Annotated in this window: 9 protein-coding genes; 3 read left to right on the forward strand and 6 right to left on the reverse strand. The window is 67.0% G+C overall.

The genetic code is table 11. From position 1 onward, the window contains the following. Positions 1-339 precede the first annotated feature (339 nt). The 4 genes from G1H10_RS16685 to G1H10_RS16700 all read right to left on the reverse strand — a co-directional run bounded on the left by G1H10_RS16685 (position 340) and on the right by G1H10_RS16700 (position 5,750). Positions 340-2,394: a glycoside hydrolase family 127 protein gene (locus tag G1H10_RS16685; RefSeq protein WP_163739795.1), complete on the reverse strand. Its 2,055-nt coding sequence runs from the start codon at positions 2,392-2,394 to the stop codon at positions 340-342. A 53-nt stretch (positions 2,395-2,447) separates the two neighbouring features. After that, positions 2,448-3,272: a carbohydrate ABC transporter permease gene (locus tag G1H10_RS16690; RefSeq protein ID WP_163739797.1), complete on the reverse strand. Its 825-nt coding sequence runs from the start codon at positions 3,270-3,272 to the stop codon at positions 2,448-2,450. 14 nt (positions 3,273-3,286) lie between these two features. Beyond that, positions 3,287-4,228 carry a carbohydrate ABC transporter permease gene (locus G1H10_RS33080; RefSeq protein ID WP_216853347.1) on the reverse strand — a complete coding sequence of 314 codons (942 nt, stop codon included), beginning with the start codon at positions 4,226-4,228 and terminating at the stop codon, positions 3,287-3,289. Between the two features lie 172 nt (positions 4,229-4,400). Continuing rightward, the gene (locus G1H10_RS16700; RefSeq protein ID WP_163739800.1) at positions 4,401-5,750 is read right to left on the reverse strand and encodes an ABC transporter substrate-binding protein; all 1,350 of its coding nucleotides are present in this window, start codon (positions 5,748-5,750) and stop codon (positions 4,401-4,403) included. A 324-nt stretch (positions 5,751-6,074) separates the two neighbouring features. Between G1H10_RS16700 and G1H10_RS16705 the strand changes: the two genes are divergently transcribed. Continuing rightward, on the forward strand, positions 6,075-7,103 hold the full coding sequence (locus G1H10_RS16705; protein WP_163739938.1) for a LacI family DNA-binding transcriptional regulator: 1,029 nt from the start codon (positions 6,075-6,077) through the stop codon (positions 7,101-7,103). Between the two features lie 271 nt (positions 7,104-7,374). Then, positions 7,375-10,356, forward strand: a complete 2,982-nt coding sequence (locus G1H10_RS16710; RefSeq protein ID WP_163739802.1) for an HNH endonuclease signature motif containing protein — start codon at positions 7,375-7,377, stop codon at positions 10,354-10,356. A 74-nt stretch (positions 10,357-10,430) separates the two neighbouring features. On the opposite strand, the gene G1H10_RS16715 is transcribed toward G1H10_RS16710, so the two are convergent. After that, on the reverse strand, positions 10,431-14,708 hold the full coding sequence (locus tag G1H10_RS16715; protein ID WP_216853349.1) for an Ig-like domain-containing protein: 4,278 nt from the start codon (positions 14,706-14,708) through the stop codon (positions 10,431-10,433). A 145-nt stretch (positions 14,709-14,853) separates the two neighbouring features. Here G1H10_RS16715 and G1H10_RS32420 point away from each other — a divergent pair, with 145 nt between their 5' ends. Then, positions 14,854-15,189, forward strand: a complete 336-nt coding sequence (locus tag G1H10_RS32420) for a hypothetical protein (RefSeq protein WP_216853350.1) — start codon at positions 14,854-14,856, stop codon at positions 15,187-15,189. A gap of 280 nt (positions 15,190-15,469) precedes the next feature. On the opposite strand, the gene G1H10_RS32425 is transcribed toward G1H10_RS32420, so the two are convergent. Next, positions 15,470-16,867: a F510_1955 family glycosylhydrolase gene (locus G1H10_RS32425; protein WP_216853351.1), complete on the reverse strand. Its 1,398-nt coding sequence runs from the start codon at positions 16,865-16,867 to the stop codon at positions 15,470-15,472. Between the last annotated feature and the right edge of the window lie 60 nt (positions 16,868-16,927).

Consider the following 16,927-nt stretch of genomic DNA (forward strand, 5'->3'; position numbering starts at 1 on the left):
ATCTTGATGTTACTCCCTGAATGAGCTGTCACAGTGTCTAGTGTGGCCTTGACGCCTACGACAGCGGTTATATGTGTGTTATAGGCCTGATGAGAGCCTACATGTCTACTTCGACGGCTGGCTGTGCCCCAACGGCGCCCATATCTTGACGGACGTGGTCGAGAGTCCCTGGACGGAGATCCGCTGTTGTGTGCTGAGCTCGGTGATCCCTGGAGGCTTGGTGTCGCTACCGCGGCCATATGTAACCGTGCTGCGCGCGCCGTCGGCGTAGCGCCGTCACAGATTGATCAGCGGGAACATCGATCACCGGCACGCATCCCCGCCGCGCCCGGAGGAGTGTCAGATGGTCGGTAGCCAGACTCGCATGGTGGACGGCCCGCGCTCTGCCCACGAGTGGTAAGGGATCAGGGTGATCTCGGCGGGTCGTCCTTGCGCCGGCGGTCGGCTCCCGCTTTCCCGATACGGCCAGGCGTCGTCGTCGCGCTCGGTATCGACCAGCGATCCGGCCACGGTGACCTGGCCGTCGTGCTCGGTCGGGGCTACAGTCGGGTCGACGCAGACGGAGTCGACGTCCAGGTCATCCGGCAAATCGACCGACTCCGCACACATCACCACCGGGCCGCGTTCCACAGCAGCGGTGCCGCGGACGGCGTCGACGCGCGGGTCGGCCTCGATCCAGCGCGGACGCACCGGCAGCTCCAGGCGGACCTCGTCGCCGCTGCTGAAAGCCCAGTTCACATCCACCATTCCGGGGGACACCGGACGACGCTGGCCGTCGGGCATGGTCAGCCACGCGCCGTCGTCGGCCCATGCCGGAACCCGCAGAGACAGCGTCCACGGCCGGGTGTCGCTTGCGGAGCGGCCTGCTGAGTCGCTCCGCTGACGGCCGCCCATCACCTGCACCACCACGTCTCCGTCATCGGGATAACGGGTCCGGACCCGCAGCGCGATGTCCCGGCCGTCGGCCAGCGATGTCGAGATCTCCGCGTCTGCGTACTGGTGGATCTGTATCCCATCGTCGTCGGCTGTCGCCAGATAGGCCTGCAGGCTGGCGAGCGTCCGGGCGATGTTGTTCGGGCAGCATGAGACCGCGAACCATGGCGCACGGAGACTGGAGAGCGCTCGCGGGCTGATCCGGTCCGGATCCGGCACCGTGCCGCGGACCCGCTGATGCAGCGTGTTCGCGTAGAAGAACGTCTTGCCGTCGGCCGCCGGCGATGTGGCGATGACGTTGTACAGGGTGCGCTCCGTCAGGTCCGCGTACCGGGGCTCACCCGTGGCCAGCAGCAGCCGCCAGTTCAGCATCACCGACGCGACGCCGGCGCACGTCTCCGAGTACGCGCGGTCTGGCGGGAGGAAGAAGTCCTCCCCGTACGCCTCATCCTGGTGGCGGGATCCCATGCCGCCGGTGAGATACGTCCGTCGGGCCACGGTGGCCCGCCATTGCACCTGCACGGCCTCGAGCAGCTCGTCGTCACCGGTCTCCACCGCCACGTCGACGGCGCCGGCCGCCAGGTATAGGGCTCGCACGGCGTGGCCGCGGAGAACGGTGGCGTGCCGGACCGGCACGTCGTCCTGGTAATACGCCCGCCCGAACTCGATGTCGGCGAGCGTCTGCTGCCCGTGCCGCTCGACGAAGAGCCGCGCCTGGTCGAGGTAGCGCTGCTCGCCGGTCAGCCGGGCCAGCTCGACCAGAGCCATCTCGATCTCCGCGTGCCCGCAGATTCCCGGCTTACGGTCCGGGCCGAAGACGTCGCAGATGTGGTCCGCTGCTCGCCGGGCGATATGCAGCAGAGCGCTGTCGTCCTCGCCCTGGTGCTGGCCCTGATCCGGAGCGGGTGCGACGCCGGCGACGCGTGTGTGTGCGACCGCCGCCTGAATCAGGAAACCGTAGCAGTACAGCTCGTGCCCCCACTCCAGGTCGGTATAGCGCGGCTGCTGGCCCGGCCCGTCGAAGGCGGTGTTGAGATACCCGTCGGGCTTCTGGGCCGCACCGACGATGTCGGTCAGCTCTGCCAGCCACTTGCGGACGCGGCCATTGCCTGTGCGCCCGATCTCCCATGCCATCGCCTCGCTGAGCTTGTAGATCTCCGAGTCGGAGAACTCCCGGCCGGCCCGAGGCCACGGTTCGTCGTCGCGCGCCGCGGAGCGGAAGTTGCCGATCCAGCCCAGCCGATTCATCCATGTCAGGCAGTGCTCCAAGGTGGCCGAAGCGTTGACTTCCTGCCGGTGCCCCCAGAATCCACCGGAGATCCGGACCTCGTTCAGTCCCAGCGGACGAAGCCGGCCACGCGAAGGGACGACGGGACGGCCGGACTGCTCGCTCGGCAATCTCAGCCGACTCGGCTGGCTCCGGCCGTCCGGCTGGCTGGGCTGGCTGGAGGGTGCGTTCATCGATTCTCCATCGGTGCGAGGTTCGGGTGGGTGGACACGGAGCGGGCGTGTGATCACCCTTTGAGCGCGCCGGACATGAAGCCGCGGACGTAATACCGCTGCAGGACGAGGAACAGGAACAGGCATGGGAGTGCCATCACGACCACGCCGGCCTGAGTCGCGCCGAAATCGACGGCGCCCATGGTCTGCTGCCGCAGCGTGGCGATCGCGAGTGGCAGCGGATACGTCGCGCTGTCATTGATCAGGAACAACGGTGCGATGAAGTCGTTCCACCCGTGCAGGAACGCGAACAGTCCGACCGTGAGCATGCCCGGCCAGACGGCCCGCACCATGATCCGCCGCAGCACGCCGAACGTGCCGCACCCATCCACCAGCGCTGACTCCTCGATCTCCTTGGGCACCGCCTCGAATGAGATACGCATCATGAACATGGCGAATGGCAGCTGGTACAGCGTCAACACGAGCGACAGGCCGAACAGCGAGTTCCGCAAGCCCAGGTCGCCGAAGAGCACCCACAGCGGCACCAGCAATGTCACGTACGGGACCATCAGGATGGCGATGATCAGCAGGAACAGAACGTCGCGCCCGAGGAAACGGAAGCGGCCGAACGCGTAGCCGCCGAGCAGGGACAGCCCGAGTGTGAGCGCCACCGTCAGTACCGACACGAAGGTGCTGTTCCACAGGTACTGGAGCAGACCCGCGTCGTAGTCCCACAGGGTCCGGTAGTTGCCGAGGCCGTAGCCGACCTGCTGCGCGGTGGCGCTGTGTGGTGACACCGAGGCCACCGTCGTCCATACCAGCGGGACGAGGAACATGATGGCCAGGCCACCGGCGACGACGTAGTACGGGGTTCGTCCGAGTGTGTGCTGCAGTCTCATCTCGTCGGTCCTCGTCAGTCGGTGCCGCGGCGTAGGAATCGGAACTGGACGATGTTGACCACCAGCAGGACCACCAGGACGACGACGGACAGGGCCGCGGCGGTGCCGAGGTCGAACCGCTGGAACGCCTCGCGGTAGATCAGCATCACGACGGTGACCGTCGAGTTGTCCGGGCCACCGTTGGTGAGGATGAAGAACTGGTCGAAAGCGAGCAGGGAGCCGGTGATGCTCAGAATCAACACCAGCGCCAGCGACGGTCGCAGCAGGGGCAGCGTGACCCTGAAGAAGGTCTGGACGCGGTTCGCGCCGTCGATCCGTGCCGCCTCATAGACCTCAGTGGGGATCGACTGGAGCCCCACCAAAAGGATGATCATGAAGAACCCGGCGAACTTCCAGACGACCAGCGCGATGGTGGAGAGCAGCGCCATGTTCGGGGTGCCGATCCAGCGGATGTTCCCGTCGATCAGGCCGAGGTCACGCAGGATCGGGTCGATCGGCCCGATGGACGGGCTGAAGAACCCCCAGAACAGCAGCGACGCAGATGCCAGGCCCAGCGCCACGGGCAGGAAGTACGCGGTGCGGAAGAACGTGACCCCGGGCCGTCGTTCCTGCACGATCAAGGCCATGATCATGGCCAGCACCAGCAGAATGGCGACGACGATGACCGTGTATTTCAGCGTGAACCCGACGGCCGGCCAGAACAGCCGGTCGTCGGTCATGCCGTCGAAGTTGTCCGGGAAGTTGGTCCCTTGATCGCCCTGCAGCAGCGGCCACTCGCTTGCTGACATCCGGCCGACCAACAGCAGCGGCACGACGAAGAACATGACGACGAACGCGGCCGCAGGGGATGCGTACGCGGCTCCCTTGGCGGCCCGAGACCGCCACCACGGTCGACGCGCGGCCGGCGGCCGTGGTGGGGCCTGCGCCTCCTCGCCCCGTGCCACTGGGCTTCTCACACCGTGCTCCCTTCAGGTGCTCCGGAACGTCTTTGGTGAGCGACAGGGATCGCAGGCTGTGCCTTGGCCCGGGTGCGGACCTGCGGGGCGTCGGCGGCGTGGAACCGCGCCACCGCGCCGCCGCCGATCGCCGGATCGCGCCGGCCACGCCCGCGTCGATCACCCGCGTCGATCACCCGCTCTGCAGGACGGCGGTGATGGCCTCGTTGTCCGCCTCGATCGTGCTGCCGTCGCCGAAGACGTAACCGCGGACCAGCGGCAGCCACGGGCCTTGTGGATCGTTGAACGCCTCCCAGAACTTCAGCGTGTAGGGCGTGCGCCCCTGGGCGGCGACCTCGTTGATGGTCACGAGACGCTCGTCCTGCTCGGAGTACTTGTTGGTGGCGAGGTCGGTGCGGGCGACCACATCGTCGTTCGCGGCGACGACCTCGATCTGTGCTTCGTCCGACAGCGTCCAGGCGATGAAATTCCACGCCTGGTCCGGGACCTCGCTGTTGGCGGCGATACCGACGCTGTCCCCGCCGACGAATGTGGACTCGCCACCGTCGATGCCGCGAATCGGTGCGACGCCGGTCTCGAAGTCCTCCGGCATCAGACCGAGCGTGGTGGACGGCATCGGCATGATGCCGATATCACCTTCGGGGAAGACACCGGTCCAGGTGGGCCCGGCTTCGTCCTGCGTGCCGGGAGCGATGACGTCGTCCTCGACGAGGCCTTTCCAGACGTCGTAGACGGCCTGCGCCTCGGGGCTGTCGAGCATGGCCTCGGTACCGTCGTCGTTCATGACCTCGTGCCCGTCGGCCCAGATGCTCGGCCACCACGTGAAGACGTAGCACCCTGGGCAGTTGCCGCCGAAGAACGTGCCGTGGACGTCATCGCCGAGGTCGTCGATGGCGCGTGCGTGCTCGGCGAACTCCTCGAGCGTGGCGGGCGGCTGTTCCGGGTCGAGACCGGCCTGCTCGTACAGGTCCTTGTTGTAGAAGTAGACGGATAGGTCCATGGTGTGCGGCACCACGTGCTTGCGATCCTCGAACGTGCCGACGTCGACGTGCGACGGGGCGATGCTGTCGGCGAAGGGCAGCGCCTCGATCCGGTCCGTGATGTCCAGGAACGCCCCGACCGTCGTGAACTGCGGCACGAACACCACGTCCAAGCCGACGACGTCGGGGAGTTCGCCCGCGCCGGCGGCCGTCCCCAGCCTGGGAAGGTAGTCGTCGGTCGGTACGACGGTCAGCTCCACCTGGTTCTCGTGGCTCTCGTTGTACGCGTCCACCAGGCGTTGGGACTGGGCTTCCGTCGCGGCGCGAGTCCACATGGTGATGGTGCTGCCGTCGTCGACGCCCATGCCGTCGGCGGCATCGCCTTCGGCCGCCGTGTCGCCCTCGTCGCCGTTGCCATCACCAGCGTCGCCGTTGCCGTCGTCGTCGCCGCCGCAGGAGCTGGCGACCATGGCGAGGGCGGCGAAAGACGCCGCGATACTCACCAGCCTCAGCCGGCGCCGTGTTCGTGTTGCGTGTCTCATGTGCAGTCTCCTCAGCGAAACCGGAACGGACAGGCACAGGCGTGGATGGCCCGTGGCGCGACGCCCGCGGAGCGAACCGTCGTGTTCTGTGCTGGTGTTCGGCAGCGGCGGCTCCTAAGCTGACGAAAACACCGAAAAGGCTTTATGTGACCCTACGAGTCGGGTCTACGGCCGTCAAGACCCTTGTATACCGCAGGTTGTGGACGTCATCGAGACGTGACCTGGACATGCTTGGGTATGGAGTGTTGAAACAATTTCTGGAGTATTTCGGAACGTAGAGTAGAGTCTGAGATGCTGCACACGGAAGATCGGAGCCAGGACACCATGAACGACGGCGCAGCGCCTCTGAAGGGCCGCAAGGCGACGTTGAGCGACGTCGCCCGGTTGGCGGGCGTGTCGGTCGCGACGGCGTCCAAGGCGCTTAATGGTCGCAGCCAGGTGCGGGCGGAGACGAGGGCGCGTGTCGAGGAGGCAGCCGAGCAGCTCTCCTTCTCACCCAATGCGCTTGCGCGTGGCCTGCTGGCGGGACGCACGGGAACGGTGGGACTGCTCACCAGCGACCTCGAAGGCCGGTTCAGCATCCCGATCCTGATGGGAGCCGAGGATGCGTTCGGTGCAGGTAAGGTCGCGGTCTTCCTATGCGATGCGCGCGGCGACTCTATCCGTGAGCAGCACCACGTCCGTGCGCTGCTCGGGAGACGAGTGGACGGCTTGATCGTGGTGGGCAGCCGGACCGATCCACGACCCTCGCTCGGGCGCGACCTCCCGGTGCCCGTGGTCTATGTATACGCCCCGTCCGAGGACCCGGAGGACCTGTCGATCATCGTGGACAACGTCGGTGCCGGTCGCCAGGCTATTGAGCACCTGATCTCGTGTGGCCGGACTCGGATCGCTCACATCAGCGGCGACCCGACGTACGGTGCCTCACAGGAGCGAGCGCAAGGGGCGCGCGAGGCGCTGGCGGCGCGCGGCCTTGAGCTCATCGGCGACGTCCGGTTCGGCTCATGGACCGAAGGCTGGGGGAGGGCTGCGGCATCCATGCTGTTGGCTCAGCACCCCGAGGTCGACGCGATTCTGTGCGGCAGCGATCAGGTGGCGCGTGGGGTGATGGACGTCCTTCGGGAGCAGGATCGGAAGATCCCGGACGATGTCGCGGTCATGGGGTTTGATAACTGGGAGATTTTCACCTCCCATTCCCGGCCGCCACTGACCAGTATCGACATGAACTTCGAGAGACTGGGGAGAGTCGCGGCGCAACGACTGTTCGCGGCTATCGACGGCAAGCCCGCCTCGGGCGTTGAGGCGCTCGACACGAGAGTGGTCATCCGCGGCTCGACCGCCCCTGGTCATTGACGGCGCGTCTGTGCCCAGTCGGGTGCGTTGCGATCTGTACTCGCGGTACGAGGACCCGGTTGTGGCTGTCGAATTGCGTACCGCACCGGATGGTGAAGCGATCGTCTTGCGCTCGTACGCTTGTTCGGTATAGGGTGGCTTTATCAGCGTTGGAGCGGTGTTGTTTCTGGTTTCCGCTCGGTGTGTTTGAGTTCTGTGGTGGTTGGTGTGGGTTCGGCGGGTGCGGCCGGCCCGGTCCGTTGACCGTTGTGCCTTTTGGAGGCCGGCCGCCATGTCCGTTCAACCCCATCCCAGCGACGACGACGCCGTTCCCGGTGACGCTGTCCACGACGACGGCGTGCCCGGCGACGGCGTGTCCGAGGGCTTCGTGCCCGGCAGCAACGACGATCGTGTCAACCACGACGCACGCCCCAGCAGCGGTCAGCGCCGCGACGGCGACGGCGAGCCCCGCCGTAGTAATGGCGACGGCGGGGAGCGCCGCAACGACGATGACGGCGCCGACGAGCGTCCCCACACCGATGACGAGGGCCTCAGCGACGGTCAGCACCGCGATAACGACCGCGACGTGCCGGTGCGGCGTGGTGGTGATGCCGCGTCCCGCCGCCGCGACTACAACCAGTCCGGCGTCGGCGGTGGCGACGAGGACTCTGGCGGTGGTGGTGGGGTGCCGTGGCCGGTTCCGCAGGGCCTGGATGCGGTGCCCGCGGGTGCGGATCTGCTGGCGATGTTGGAGGACATCCCGATCGCGGGTGTGTCCGGTCGTGACACGGTCGAGGTGATGAAGGCGGCCTACCGCCAGGCCACCCGGGACCGGGCGTTGTTCCTGCTGTGTCTGCTGGAGACCGGGATGCGGGTACCCGGTTCGGCGGACACGCTGCAGCGGGTACAGGTGCCGGGGGAGTTTGCCCCGGAGGAGGCCCGCGCGGCGTTGGTGTGGTCACGTTCACGCGCCGGGCGGGTGTTCGGTTTCGCCTACGACATCCATCACCGTCTGCCGATGCTGGGTCAGGCGATGCTGGCCGGGGTGTTGGACGAGCCCCGCGCGCAGGCGTTCGTGTCTTGGACCGACGGCCTCGATGATGATCAGGCCGGTTACATCTGCGCCTTCCTGCTCCCCGACGCGCCGGGGATGACGGTGGCGGAGTTGATCGATGCGATCAAGAAAGCCGCGATCGCGATCGACCCGGAGTTCGCGGAGAAGAAGTACCGCAAAGCGATCAAGGGTCGGCGGGTGGTGGGTTCGCGTAACCCTGACGGCAGCGCGAACGTGGCCGGCTACGATCTGCCCATCGATCGTGCCGCCGCCGCGTGTGAGCGTATCGATGTGTTGGCGCGGGCGTGTAAGAAGGCCGGTGATACCCGCAAGATCGACCACATCCGGGTCGATCTGTTCCTGGGCATGCTCGACGGGACGCTGGAAGACCTCGACGAAGACCAGATCATCACCCACATCCTCAACCACCCCTTCACCGACGACACCACCACCGCCGACAGCGGCGGAACCGGCCATCCCAGCGGCGATGGCTCCGCCACCAGCAGCAGCAACGACCGTCCCAGCAACGACCCCGACAACGGCACCGACGACGACCACGGCCACGGTGACGACCCCGACAGCGACGACGGTGACGGCTCCAACGGCGGCGGTGACGGCGGACCTGGCGGCGGTGACGGCTGCGGCGACGGGCCTGGTGGTTCCGACGATCAGGGTGGCGACGGCTCCGGAGACGGTCCTGGTGGTCCTGGTGGTTCCGACGATCAGGGCGACGACAATTCCAGCGGCGGGCTCGGCGGTAGTGGTGGTGGTTCCTCCAGCGCTTGCGCATCCAGCACGGATACGTGCGATCGTCACGATGACGCAGACGCGGCTCGCCCTGCCGGCCAGACCGATGCACCCGGCGCAGGTGCGGCTGGCCCTGTCGGCGGCGACAACACGGCCTCGGCTGGTGCCGCGGCTGATGCTGCGGGTGCGTCATCGTCGCGCCCTGGCACGGGTGTGGGCGGTTGGTCGGTGCCGGAGTTGCGTATCGGGTTGGCGAGCCTGCTCGGTGTGGACGAGCACCCCGGTGAGATACCCGCCTGGGACTTCATCCCCGCCGCCGTCGCCCGCCAGATCGCCGCACGAATGCACTCCGCGCAGTGGCGGTTCGCCATCTGCAACGACGACGGGCAGTTGATCCAGACCGGAATCACCACCGCCCGGCCCCGCTCACCCGACGAGCAAGCGGTGCGTCGGGATGCCCGCCGTGGCGGGATCCTCGAACTGCATGTCACCATCTCGATGCTGGCCCGCCTGGCCACCCTGATCCACACCACCACCGACGGCCAGGCGGCGGACGAACCTGCCCACGCCCAGATACCGGTGCAGGAGTGTGCCCGCTGGGCCGCGGTCATCACCGACCTCGCCCGCCAACACACCACCGCCACCGCCGGCGAGACCACCACCGCCACCGCCGGGGAGACCACCACCGGCACCCAAACGGGTTCGAGCAACGGTTCCGACACCGAGACGGGCTCCGGCACCGGCACCGAGACGAGCTCGGGTAACGGTTCCGAGATGGGTTCCGGCGCGGGGCCGGGGGTGCGTCGGCGTCGGGCCGGGGCGGGGCTGCGCCGGCATATCCAGATCCGGGACCGCTGCTGCACGCATCCGACGTGTCGTATGCCCGCCGTACGGGCGGATCAGGACCACGAACACGAGTTCTGCCTCGGCGGGCTCACCGTCGCGGGCAACCTGGCCTGCCTATGCCGCCACGACCACCGCCTACGCCACGACGGCGGCTGGAAAGCCCACCGCCCCGACACCGGCACCACCATCTGGCACAGCCCGCTCGGACACCGCTATGTCAACCGGGCCCCGGCGATCATCCCCACCCTGCCCAACCCCCGCCCGGCAACTGACGAAGACAGCCAGGACAGCAGCCACGGCGACCAAGCCGGCGGCAGCGACGGAGCAAGCGACGGCGATGCTGGGCACGGCAGTAAGGCGCGTGTGGCCGAGAAACTACGCCGCATCCGCCACGCCACCACCACCGCGGCCGCGGACCAGCGTGATCGCCACGCCGATAGCGCCGATCACGCTACGGAACCCGACGATACAGAGCGCGACGATACAGGGCCGTCCGATACGGGCTCCGAGGTTGCTACCGAGCCCCACGACAGCACGAACAGCACCGCAGAGCAGAACACGACAACAAGCACAGCTCAACAACGCCTCAGCGTCCGCCCCGAAGACGACGAGATACCGCCCTTCTGAAAGGCGAGCTGACTCTGTAGGGCCCGTGAACTCAGAGCGGGCCCCACAGAGCGTGCCTCGGGAGCGTCGTGAGATCAGTCGACGTCAGATCTCGCGGCTGCGATGCGGATATCGCGTATCTCGCGGGCGGTGTAGTGTCCCGCTTCCCGCCACTCGGCGGCGACTCCGTCGACGACCCGGACGAACTGTCCATGACTCTCGAACGGCGCTTCCGCCCAGACCACATCGAGGAACGTACAGCCGTCACCCCGGTCACGGTTGGGCACGCCGGAGTCCTGGACGGAATCCGTACCGAACGTCACAGTCTCGTCCGGGGAGTAGCCGTCTGGACAGGCATCCTCTGGCGGGGTGCCGTCAAGCACCACGACCGTGGCGGTCGCCTGGATGCTTGTTCCGGCCACCTGCCCGGTCACGGTGAACGTGCCCGGCTCCGCGTACTGCCCAGGATCGACATCCTCCCAGTTCACTGTTGTCGAGACGTTGTCGCGGGAGCCGTCGTTGAAGGTGGCGGTGACGGTCGGCGGCAGCTGTGGGGCGACTCCGGCGAGCGTCATGACCTCCTCCTCGGCCAGGGAGGTGATCTCGACTGCGTCGGTGAAACGCACGTAAACCGTGGCGGTCGCGGGCAGCGCCGCCCCCTGCACGACGCCGGTCACCTCGAAACTGGTGCCGCCGGTCGCCACTTGCTCCGGTTCGATGGGCGGCCACACGACGGGCAACTCGGCTCGGCTGCCGTCGCGGTGGACCGCGGTCACCGTCTCGGGGAAGTCCGGCACATGTCCTTCAAGCGTCGGCACGTGCAGCTCGCGGATCGACTCCGGCGCCTCGGCGTAGACCTTCCACTCCAGAACCCCGACGCCGCCCGCCTCCGGCCGGCTCTGCAGCGTGGCCCGTAGGCGTGTGGTGCTGACGGTGTCGAATGTCGTGGAGTTGTACTGGTCGGCTGCGACCTCATAACCGCTCGCGCCCGGGACGTCGACCCACTCGTCACCGGTCCAGTACTGCATCGCCCAGCTCGCCGGGGTCTGCACGCCGCCACTGCCACCGGCCGGAACGTCGGCGAAGAAGTACATGTCCGATGCGTCGACCCGGACCGGGTCGTCCCAGGTCAGTTCGACCCAGTGCTCGCCTGTCTCCGGCCACGTACCCCACCGCGGATTGGAGGAGTCATTGGACTGCGGCGGGTCGATGCCGTCGTTGACGGCGGCACAACTCTCCCACGGTGACGTGTATGAGCACGACACGTCGGCGTCTGCGGCGACGTTGACCTGGTCGCCCGCGGCCGAAACATGCACGGTCACCGACGACGACTCGCTCAGCTCGCCGTCGTCGGCCGTGAGCTCGAGCGTGTACGTGCCGGGCTCGGTGAACGTCGCGACGATGCGCGCACTGCTCGCGTCGTCGAAGATGACGGTTCCGGGACCGTCGGCCTTCGCCCAGGAGCTCGATAGTGTGCCGTCGACGGGCAGACCATCGTCCTTCACCGTCCCTATCAGTCGGGCCTGCGAACCCTGCTGGAAGCTGTGATCCTCGCGGGCCAGCACGTACGGGGCCATGTTCTCCGGTGTCGGAGGCTGGACTCCGGTGCCGAAGACCATCGCCTCCTTCAGCCCGGTGCGATGGCCACTCTGGTGGTTCAGCAGCACCCGCATCCGGTCCGAGGTGACCTCGGGGAACCGGACACGGTTGTAGTTGGCCCGCGGGATGGCCGGTGTCTTCGCTTGGTCCGCCACGGTGAACCAGCTGTCACCGTCGTGATACTGGATCTGGTACGACGACGGCTCCCTCAGGGCTGTACCACCCTGGCCACCAGGAGCGACGCGATCCCGGTAGAAATAGAGCCTGACGTCGTCGAACGTCGTCGGCTCGCCGAAATCGAGCTCGTACCAGTCCTGATCCTCAGACGAACCGCGAGTACTCCAATACGGCAGGTTGATCGTGGCGCCGTCGACGGCACCGGCGGGCCCGAAGCCGTCCTCGCTGAACGACGCCGTCACATCGGCGCCTTCGGCCAGGTTCGCCGCGTCGCCGGTCCCGGTCACGTCGGCGCCCGCCTTGGCCATCACGTCGACGACGCGGTCGTCGGCGTCGAACTGCACGTCCTGCGGTGCGGACAACCCAGGCATGGCGGCGGCATATAGGATCTCGCCGTCGCCACCCGGCAACTCGACCTCACCGGTCTCCGGATTCCAGACGGCGGCGGTCAGGCTGTCGACGGTGAAAGCACGCTCACCGTTGACGTACGCCGAGTACCCCTCGGGCACGCCGGGGTAGTGCGACTCGCCATCGGACGGATCGTCCCAGACGATGGTGAGGTCGGCGTCGCGGTAGCGCAGGTGGTTGACGGTGAAGTGATCCCAGTCCACGTCGATGGGCGAGAGCTCGATCTTGGTGTCGCTGCGCGGGCGCAGCCCCATCGCGTCCTCGATGACGGTCCAGTTGCTGCTGCCGAGGATGGTGTGGTGGATCCAGGACCGGTAGTCGATCTGTTGCGTATCCGGGTTCCAGTTGGCCCAGAACTCGTTCGAATCCGGCCAGGCGGTGTTGCCGCCGATGTAGCCGGCCCAGGCGTTCCAGTAGAGCAGCTTCTTGTAGTCCTCGGCGGTGATGTAGTCCTGGTCGTAGTTGCGCAGCACGGACGAGAACAGCCGGAACTGCACCGTGGAGTTGATCTGCGAGAAGTTGTTGGAGCCGGGTTCGCCTTGCTCAGCGGCCTCGGCCTTGTCCCGCTGGTTGGCGGTGAAGAACGGGAAGAGCGGGTACTCCTCCGGGTCGTCGAACAGGCGCAGCGCATCGATGTAGGGCTCCTCGTTCGGGATCGCGCCGACGGAGAACGGGTAGTAGTTGTTGATCTCCTTCCACGGCACGTGGTCGCCGCTGGCCACGTGGACGTGTTCGAAGAGTTGACGCTCCGGATTCCACAGCACGTCCAGGAACGCCTGCCCGATGTTGTCGGCGATGGCACGCATCTCGGCCGCCTTGGCGTCGTCGCCGAGCATCGCGTACGCCTCGGCAGCGGCGAGCGCTCCGCTGTACTGGTAGGCGGACTCGGCGCGATCGAGGTTGCCATTGCGCCAGTGGAACGAGACCGCGTCGGCGTCATTGCCGGTCATGGCGCCCCAGTCGTACTCGATCAGCCAATTGTCGTCGGTGTCGTAGGTGTCGAGCTGACCGCGGACGTCGCCCTCGGCGTAGCGGGCAAGGTTCTCGACGACGGCGCTCGGCCCGCCGTGGATCTGGTAGCTGCGCAGCGCCGCCTCGGATATGTACTGCGTGTACGAGTTCGACCAGTTCTCCGGATCGCCCGGATTGTCGCGGAACCTGCCGCCCTGAGAGCTCTCACCGGTGGAGACCCACGGTCCATACGAGTAGGCCGGGTCGCGCAGGTATTTCAGCTCGTCGACGAACATCGGGACGGTCAGGGCGATCGCGTTGTTGTAGCCGAGCACGCCTTCGATCGACGTGGGGAACTGGAAGTCGTTGCCGGGGATGTCCGCGTCGACGTAGTTGAACCGCATCAGCCACCAGCGGTAGTAGATGTACTTCTCGATGGCTTCATCGGGGACGTCGATATAGGGGACGTTGTCGGCCCACCATGTGTTGTAGGCCTGGACATGGGTGGCGAACGCCTCGTCGGGGGAGAGGTCGCGGTACTGCTCGTACTCCGATTCCGACTCGGCGATCTCGTCGGCGACGACGCCGAGCTGGACTTTCACCGTGGTGGTCTCGCCGGGCTCCAGCGTGACCTCGCCGGTGAGCCGGCCCTCGCCGTCGGTGGGGCTGTCGTCAGGCGAGCGGCTGTCGTCAGGAGATAAGCCCGTACCGGACAGCCGAGGGAAGATGGTGGTGAGCGGCTCACGCCGAGAGTTCATCACGTCCAACACACCGGTGAGCTCGTCGCCGTCGGGTGTCCAGACGAACGGCGAGTCGACCGCGATGGGAACCGTCTGGACCGTGTCGGCGTCGTTGGTGATCGCGATGTTGGCCACGGCGACGTTGTTGTGCGTGATGAACTTGTGCACGTCAGCCGTGAGGTTCTGCGCGTCGCTGGCGTGCACGCTGTGCCAATGGCTGGGTGTCTGCCGTCGCTGGTCGACTTGTTCGGAGAAGTCGCCGTCGCCGATGGTGACGGTGTAGCCGTCCTCGCCGCTGAGCCGGTCGAAATAGGGGTCGTAGTACGCCATCTGGCCGCCGAATCCGATGACGCCGGGCTGGTGCGTGCGCATCAGCAGCGCCCGGCCACGGGTCATCAGCCATTGGTTACCGGCCGGGTCGTCGCCGGCTCGGGCCAGCAACCGGTCCATCCAGAAGTCGGTGCCGTCCTTCTCCGCGTCGTAGATGGCCTGCATCATGCCGTCGACGGTGTATTCGGCCGGCTCCGGCGGGACCGGGTCTTCAGGGCCCGCGAACGTGGGATAGCCGATTGTCTGCTCTGCGTGCGCGAGCTGGGGCGCGACGCTCAGGGTGGCTGCGAGCAGCAGCGCGGAAGCGGCAACGGTGAGGGATCTGGTCAGCAGAAGGGGGAGACGTCTGGTGAAGGATCGCGGAGGGAGAAGTGAGAGTGACTTGGCTAGTGAGCTGGTGAGGGAGCTGGTGAGGGAGCTGGTGAGGGAGCTGGTGAGGGAGCTGGTGAGGGACGCGGTGGGCGACGCGGTGGGGAACCTGGTTGGGATCGTCTTCTTCCGTGGGCCTTTCATTGCCACTGGAACACCTCCATCGTGCCGGCCGTGGAGGCAGGGCACGGTGACGAAAGGAACGAAAAGCTTTTCGGAGACGGTAAGGGCAACTGGCCGCGTCGTCAACCCCTCGCCTTGGACGGACATGTTCAGGTGAGATGCCCACTCGCCGGTTCATCGGTGGTGCCACTGGGCGGCGCACACGATTGTTCCACGTTGAAGACGGAGGACGCTTCGATAAGCGTTTCGGTCTGGACGGCAGCATCCCGCCGTCGGACCTCTCGACCTGGAAGCCGTCCTGACGCCCAGTGTGCTCTGGGCCAGTACTCACGGACGACGCGACGATCATCGCCGTCTGACGGCGCCTCCACGAACTGACCGGGCGGGCGCGGAGGCGCCGTCGTGTGGCGGTTGTCGAAGGATGCCCGGGACGTTTCCTAGTCGGCGGTCCAGGCGTAATGCTCGTCGAACGAGGCACCCTGGTCATCGGAGACCACGATCGACACCGGCAACGCCACGTATATCGAACCGTCCGGGGCGACCGTCAGCGCCTGCGGCCGATCACCGAGCTCGGCCCCGGCCTCCCAGGTCGTTCCTCCGTCGGAGCTGCGGTGCACGGTGCCATCCGGGCTGATCCCGTACAGCTCGCCCGAGCGTGGCCAATCGACGAACATCAGCACGGGTGCGCCGTCGATCCCGGCGAAGGAACCGCCGCCGTCCGTACTGACCATCGGCCCGGACTCTGCTGTGATGAGGAGCGTGTCGGTGTCGTCCGGGCTGATTGTGACGTCGGCGATGGCGTACTGGCCGAGCTGCTCCCAGTTCTCCCGGTCGTCGCTGCGCATCAGCTGTGCGGTGCCGCTGTCGTAGCCCACCACGACGCCGTCCTTCGCGTCCAGCGCGTGGAAATCAACCTCACCGGTGAGGGCGATCTGATCCCAGGTCTGTCCGCCGTCACTGCTGCCCAGCAGGCCGAGGTGCCCCGGAAGATCGGTGCGGCTGTTCGGATGGCCGCTGGCCAGGAACGAGCCGTCGTCGGCGACCGTGAATCCCATGAAGTCGTGATCGTCTTCGCTGGTCATGCTGACCCCGCCGCTGTCCACGGAGAACAGGCCGTAATGCGTGGCCACGTGCAGGACGCCGTCGACGACACCGAGGCCGTGGATGTGCCCGAAGGCCGCACCGGCTTGGTCGTCGGCGTCGGACTCGTCGTCCGCGTGGTCGTGCCCGTCCGCGGATTGATCGTCGGCGGACTCATCGTCTGCGGGGGCGTCATCACCGAGCAGCTGTCGCATCGTGGCGATCTCTGCCTGCTGGACTTCGATGATCTCATCTGCCAGCTCGCTCACCTCGGCGTCCGAGCCGTTCGCGAGGACCTCTTCGGACATGGTGATCGCGCCCTCATGGTGCGCGATCATCATGGTGAGCCACATCCGGTCGAACTCGGCGCCGGTAGCGCTGCCGAGCTCGGTCATCTCCTGGTCGCTCATCATGCCCGGCATCTCACCGGAGCCGTGGCCTTCGTGTCCGGCAGCGTTGGTGTCTGGCACGTCTTCGCCCCAGGCCCGGAGCATCTCCGACATCAGGTCGATCTCCGGCTGCTGGGCCGCCTCGATGTCCTCCGCCAGTGACTTGACCTCTGCGGATTCGGCACGATCGGCGGCGAGCGCCGACATCTCGACCGCCTGTGCGTGGTGCGGGATCATCTCTTGGGTGAAGGCGACGTCGGCCGCGTTGTGGCCGGTGTCCGCGCTCGTGCGCGCGTCGGCGTCACCGGCGTCGTCGTCGGAGCATGCGACCAGCGCACCGCCGGCGAGAACTGCGACGGCGGCCACGGAGGCCACCCTGCTGAGGAAAGAAAAGGAAGTGGTTGGCATTGCGTGCATCGTCTCTCT

Origin of the sequence: Phytoactinopolyspora halotolerans (genome assembly GCF_010550675.1) — a bacterium.
GTDB classification, from domain to species: domain Bacteria; phylum Actinomycetota; class Actinomycetes; order Jiangellales; family Jiangellaceae; genus Phytoactinopolyspora; species Phytoactinopolyspora halotolerans.

Coding starts and splice junctions, on each gene's coding strand:
- G1H10_RS16685 (WP_163739795.1), bottom strand. CDS start 2,394: ATGAACGCACCCTCCAGCCAGCCCAGCCAGCCGGACGGCCGGAGCCAG.
- G1H10_RS16690 (WP_163739797.1), bottom strand. CDS start 3,272: ATGAGACTGCAGCACACACTCGGACGAACCCCGTACTACGTCGTCGCC.
- G1H10_RS16700 (WP_163739800.1), bottom strand. CDS start 5,750: ATGAGACACGCAACACGAACACGGCGCCGGCTGAGGCTGGTGAGTATC.
- G1H10_RS16705 (WP_163739938.1), top strand. CDS start 6,075: ATGAACGACGGCGCAGCGCCTCTGAAGGGCCGCAAGGCGACGTTGAGC.
- G1H10_RS16710 (WP_163739802.1), top strand. CDS start 7,375: ATGTCCGTTCAACCCCATCCCAGCGACGACGACGCCGTTCCCGGTGAC.
- G1H10_RS16715 (WP_216853349.1), bottom strand. CDS start 14,708: ATGATGCAGGCCATCTACGACGCGGAGAAGGACGGCACCGACTTCTGG.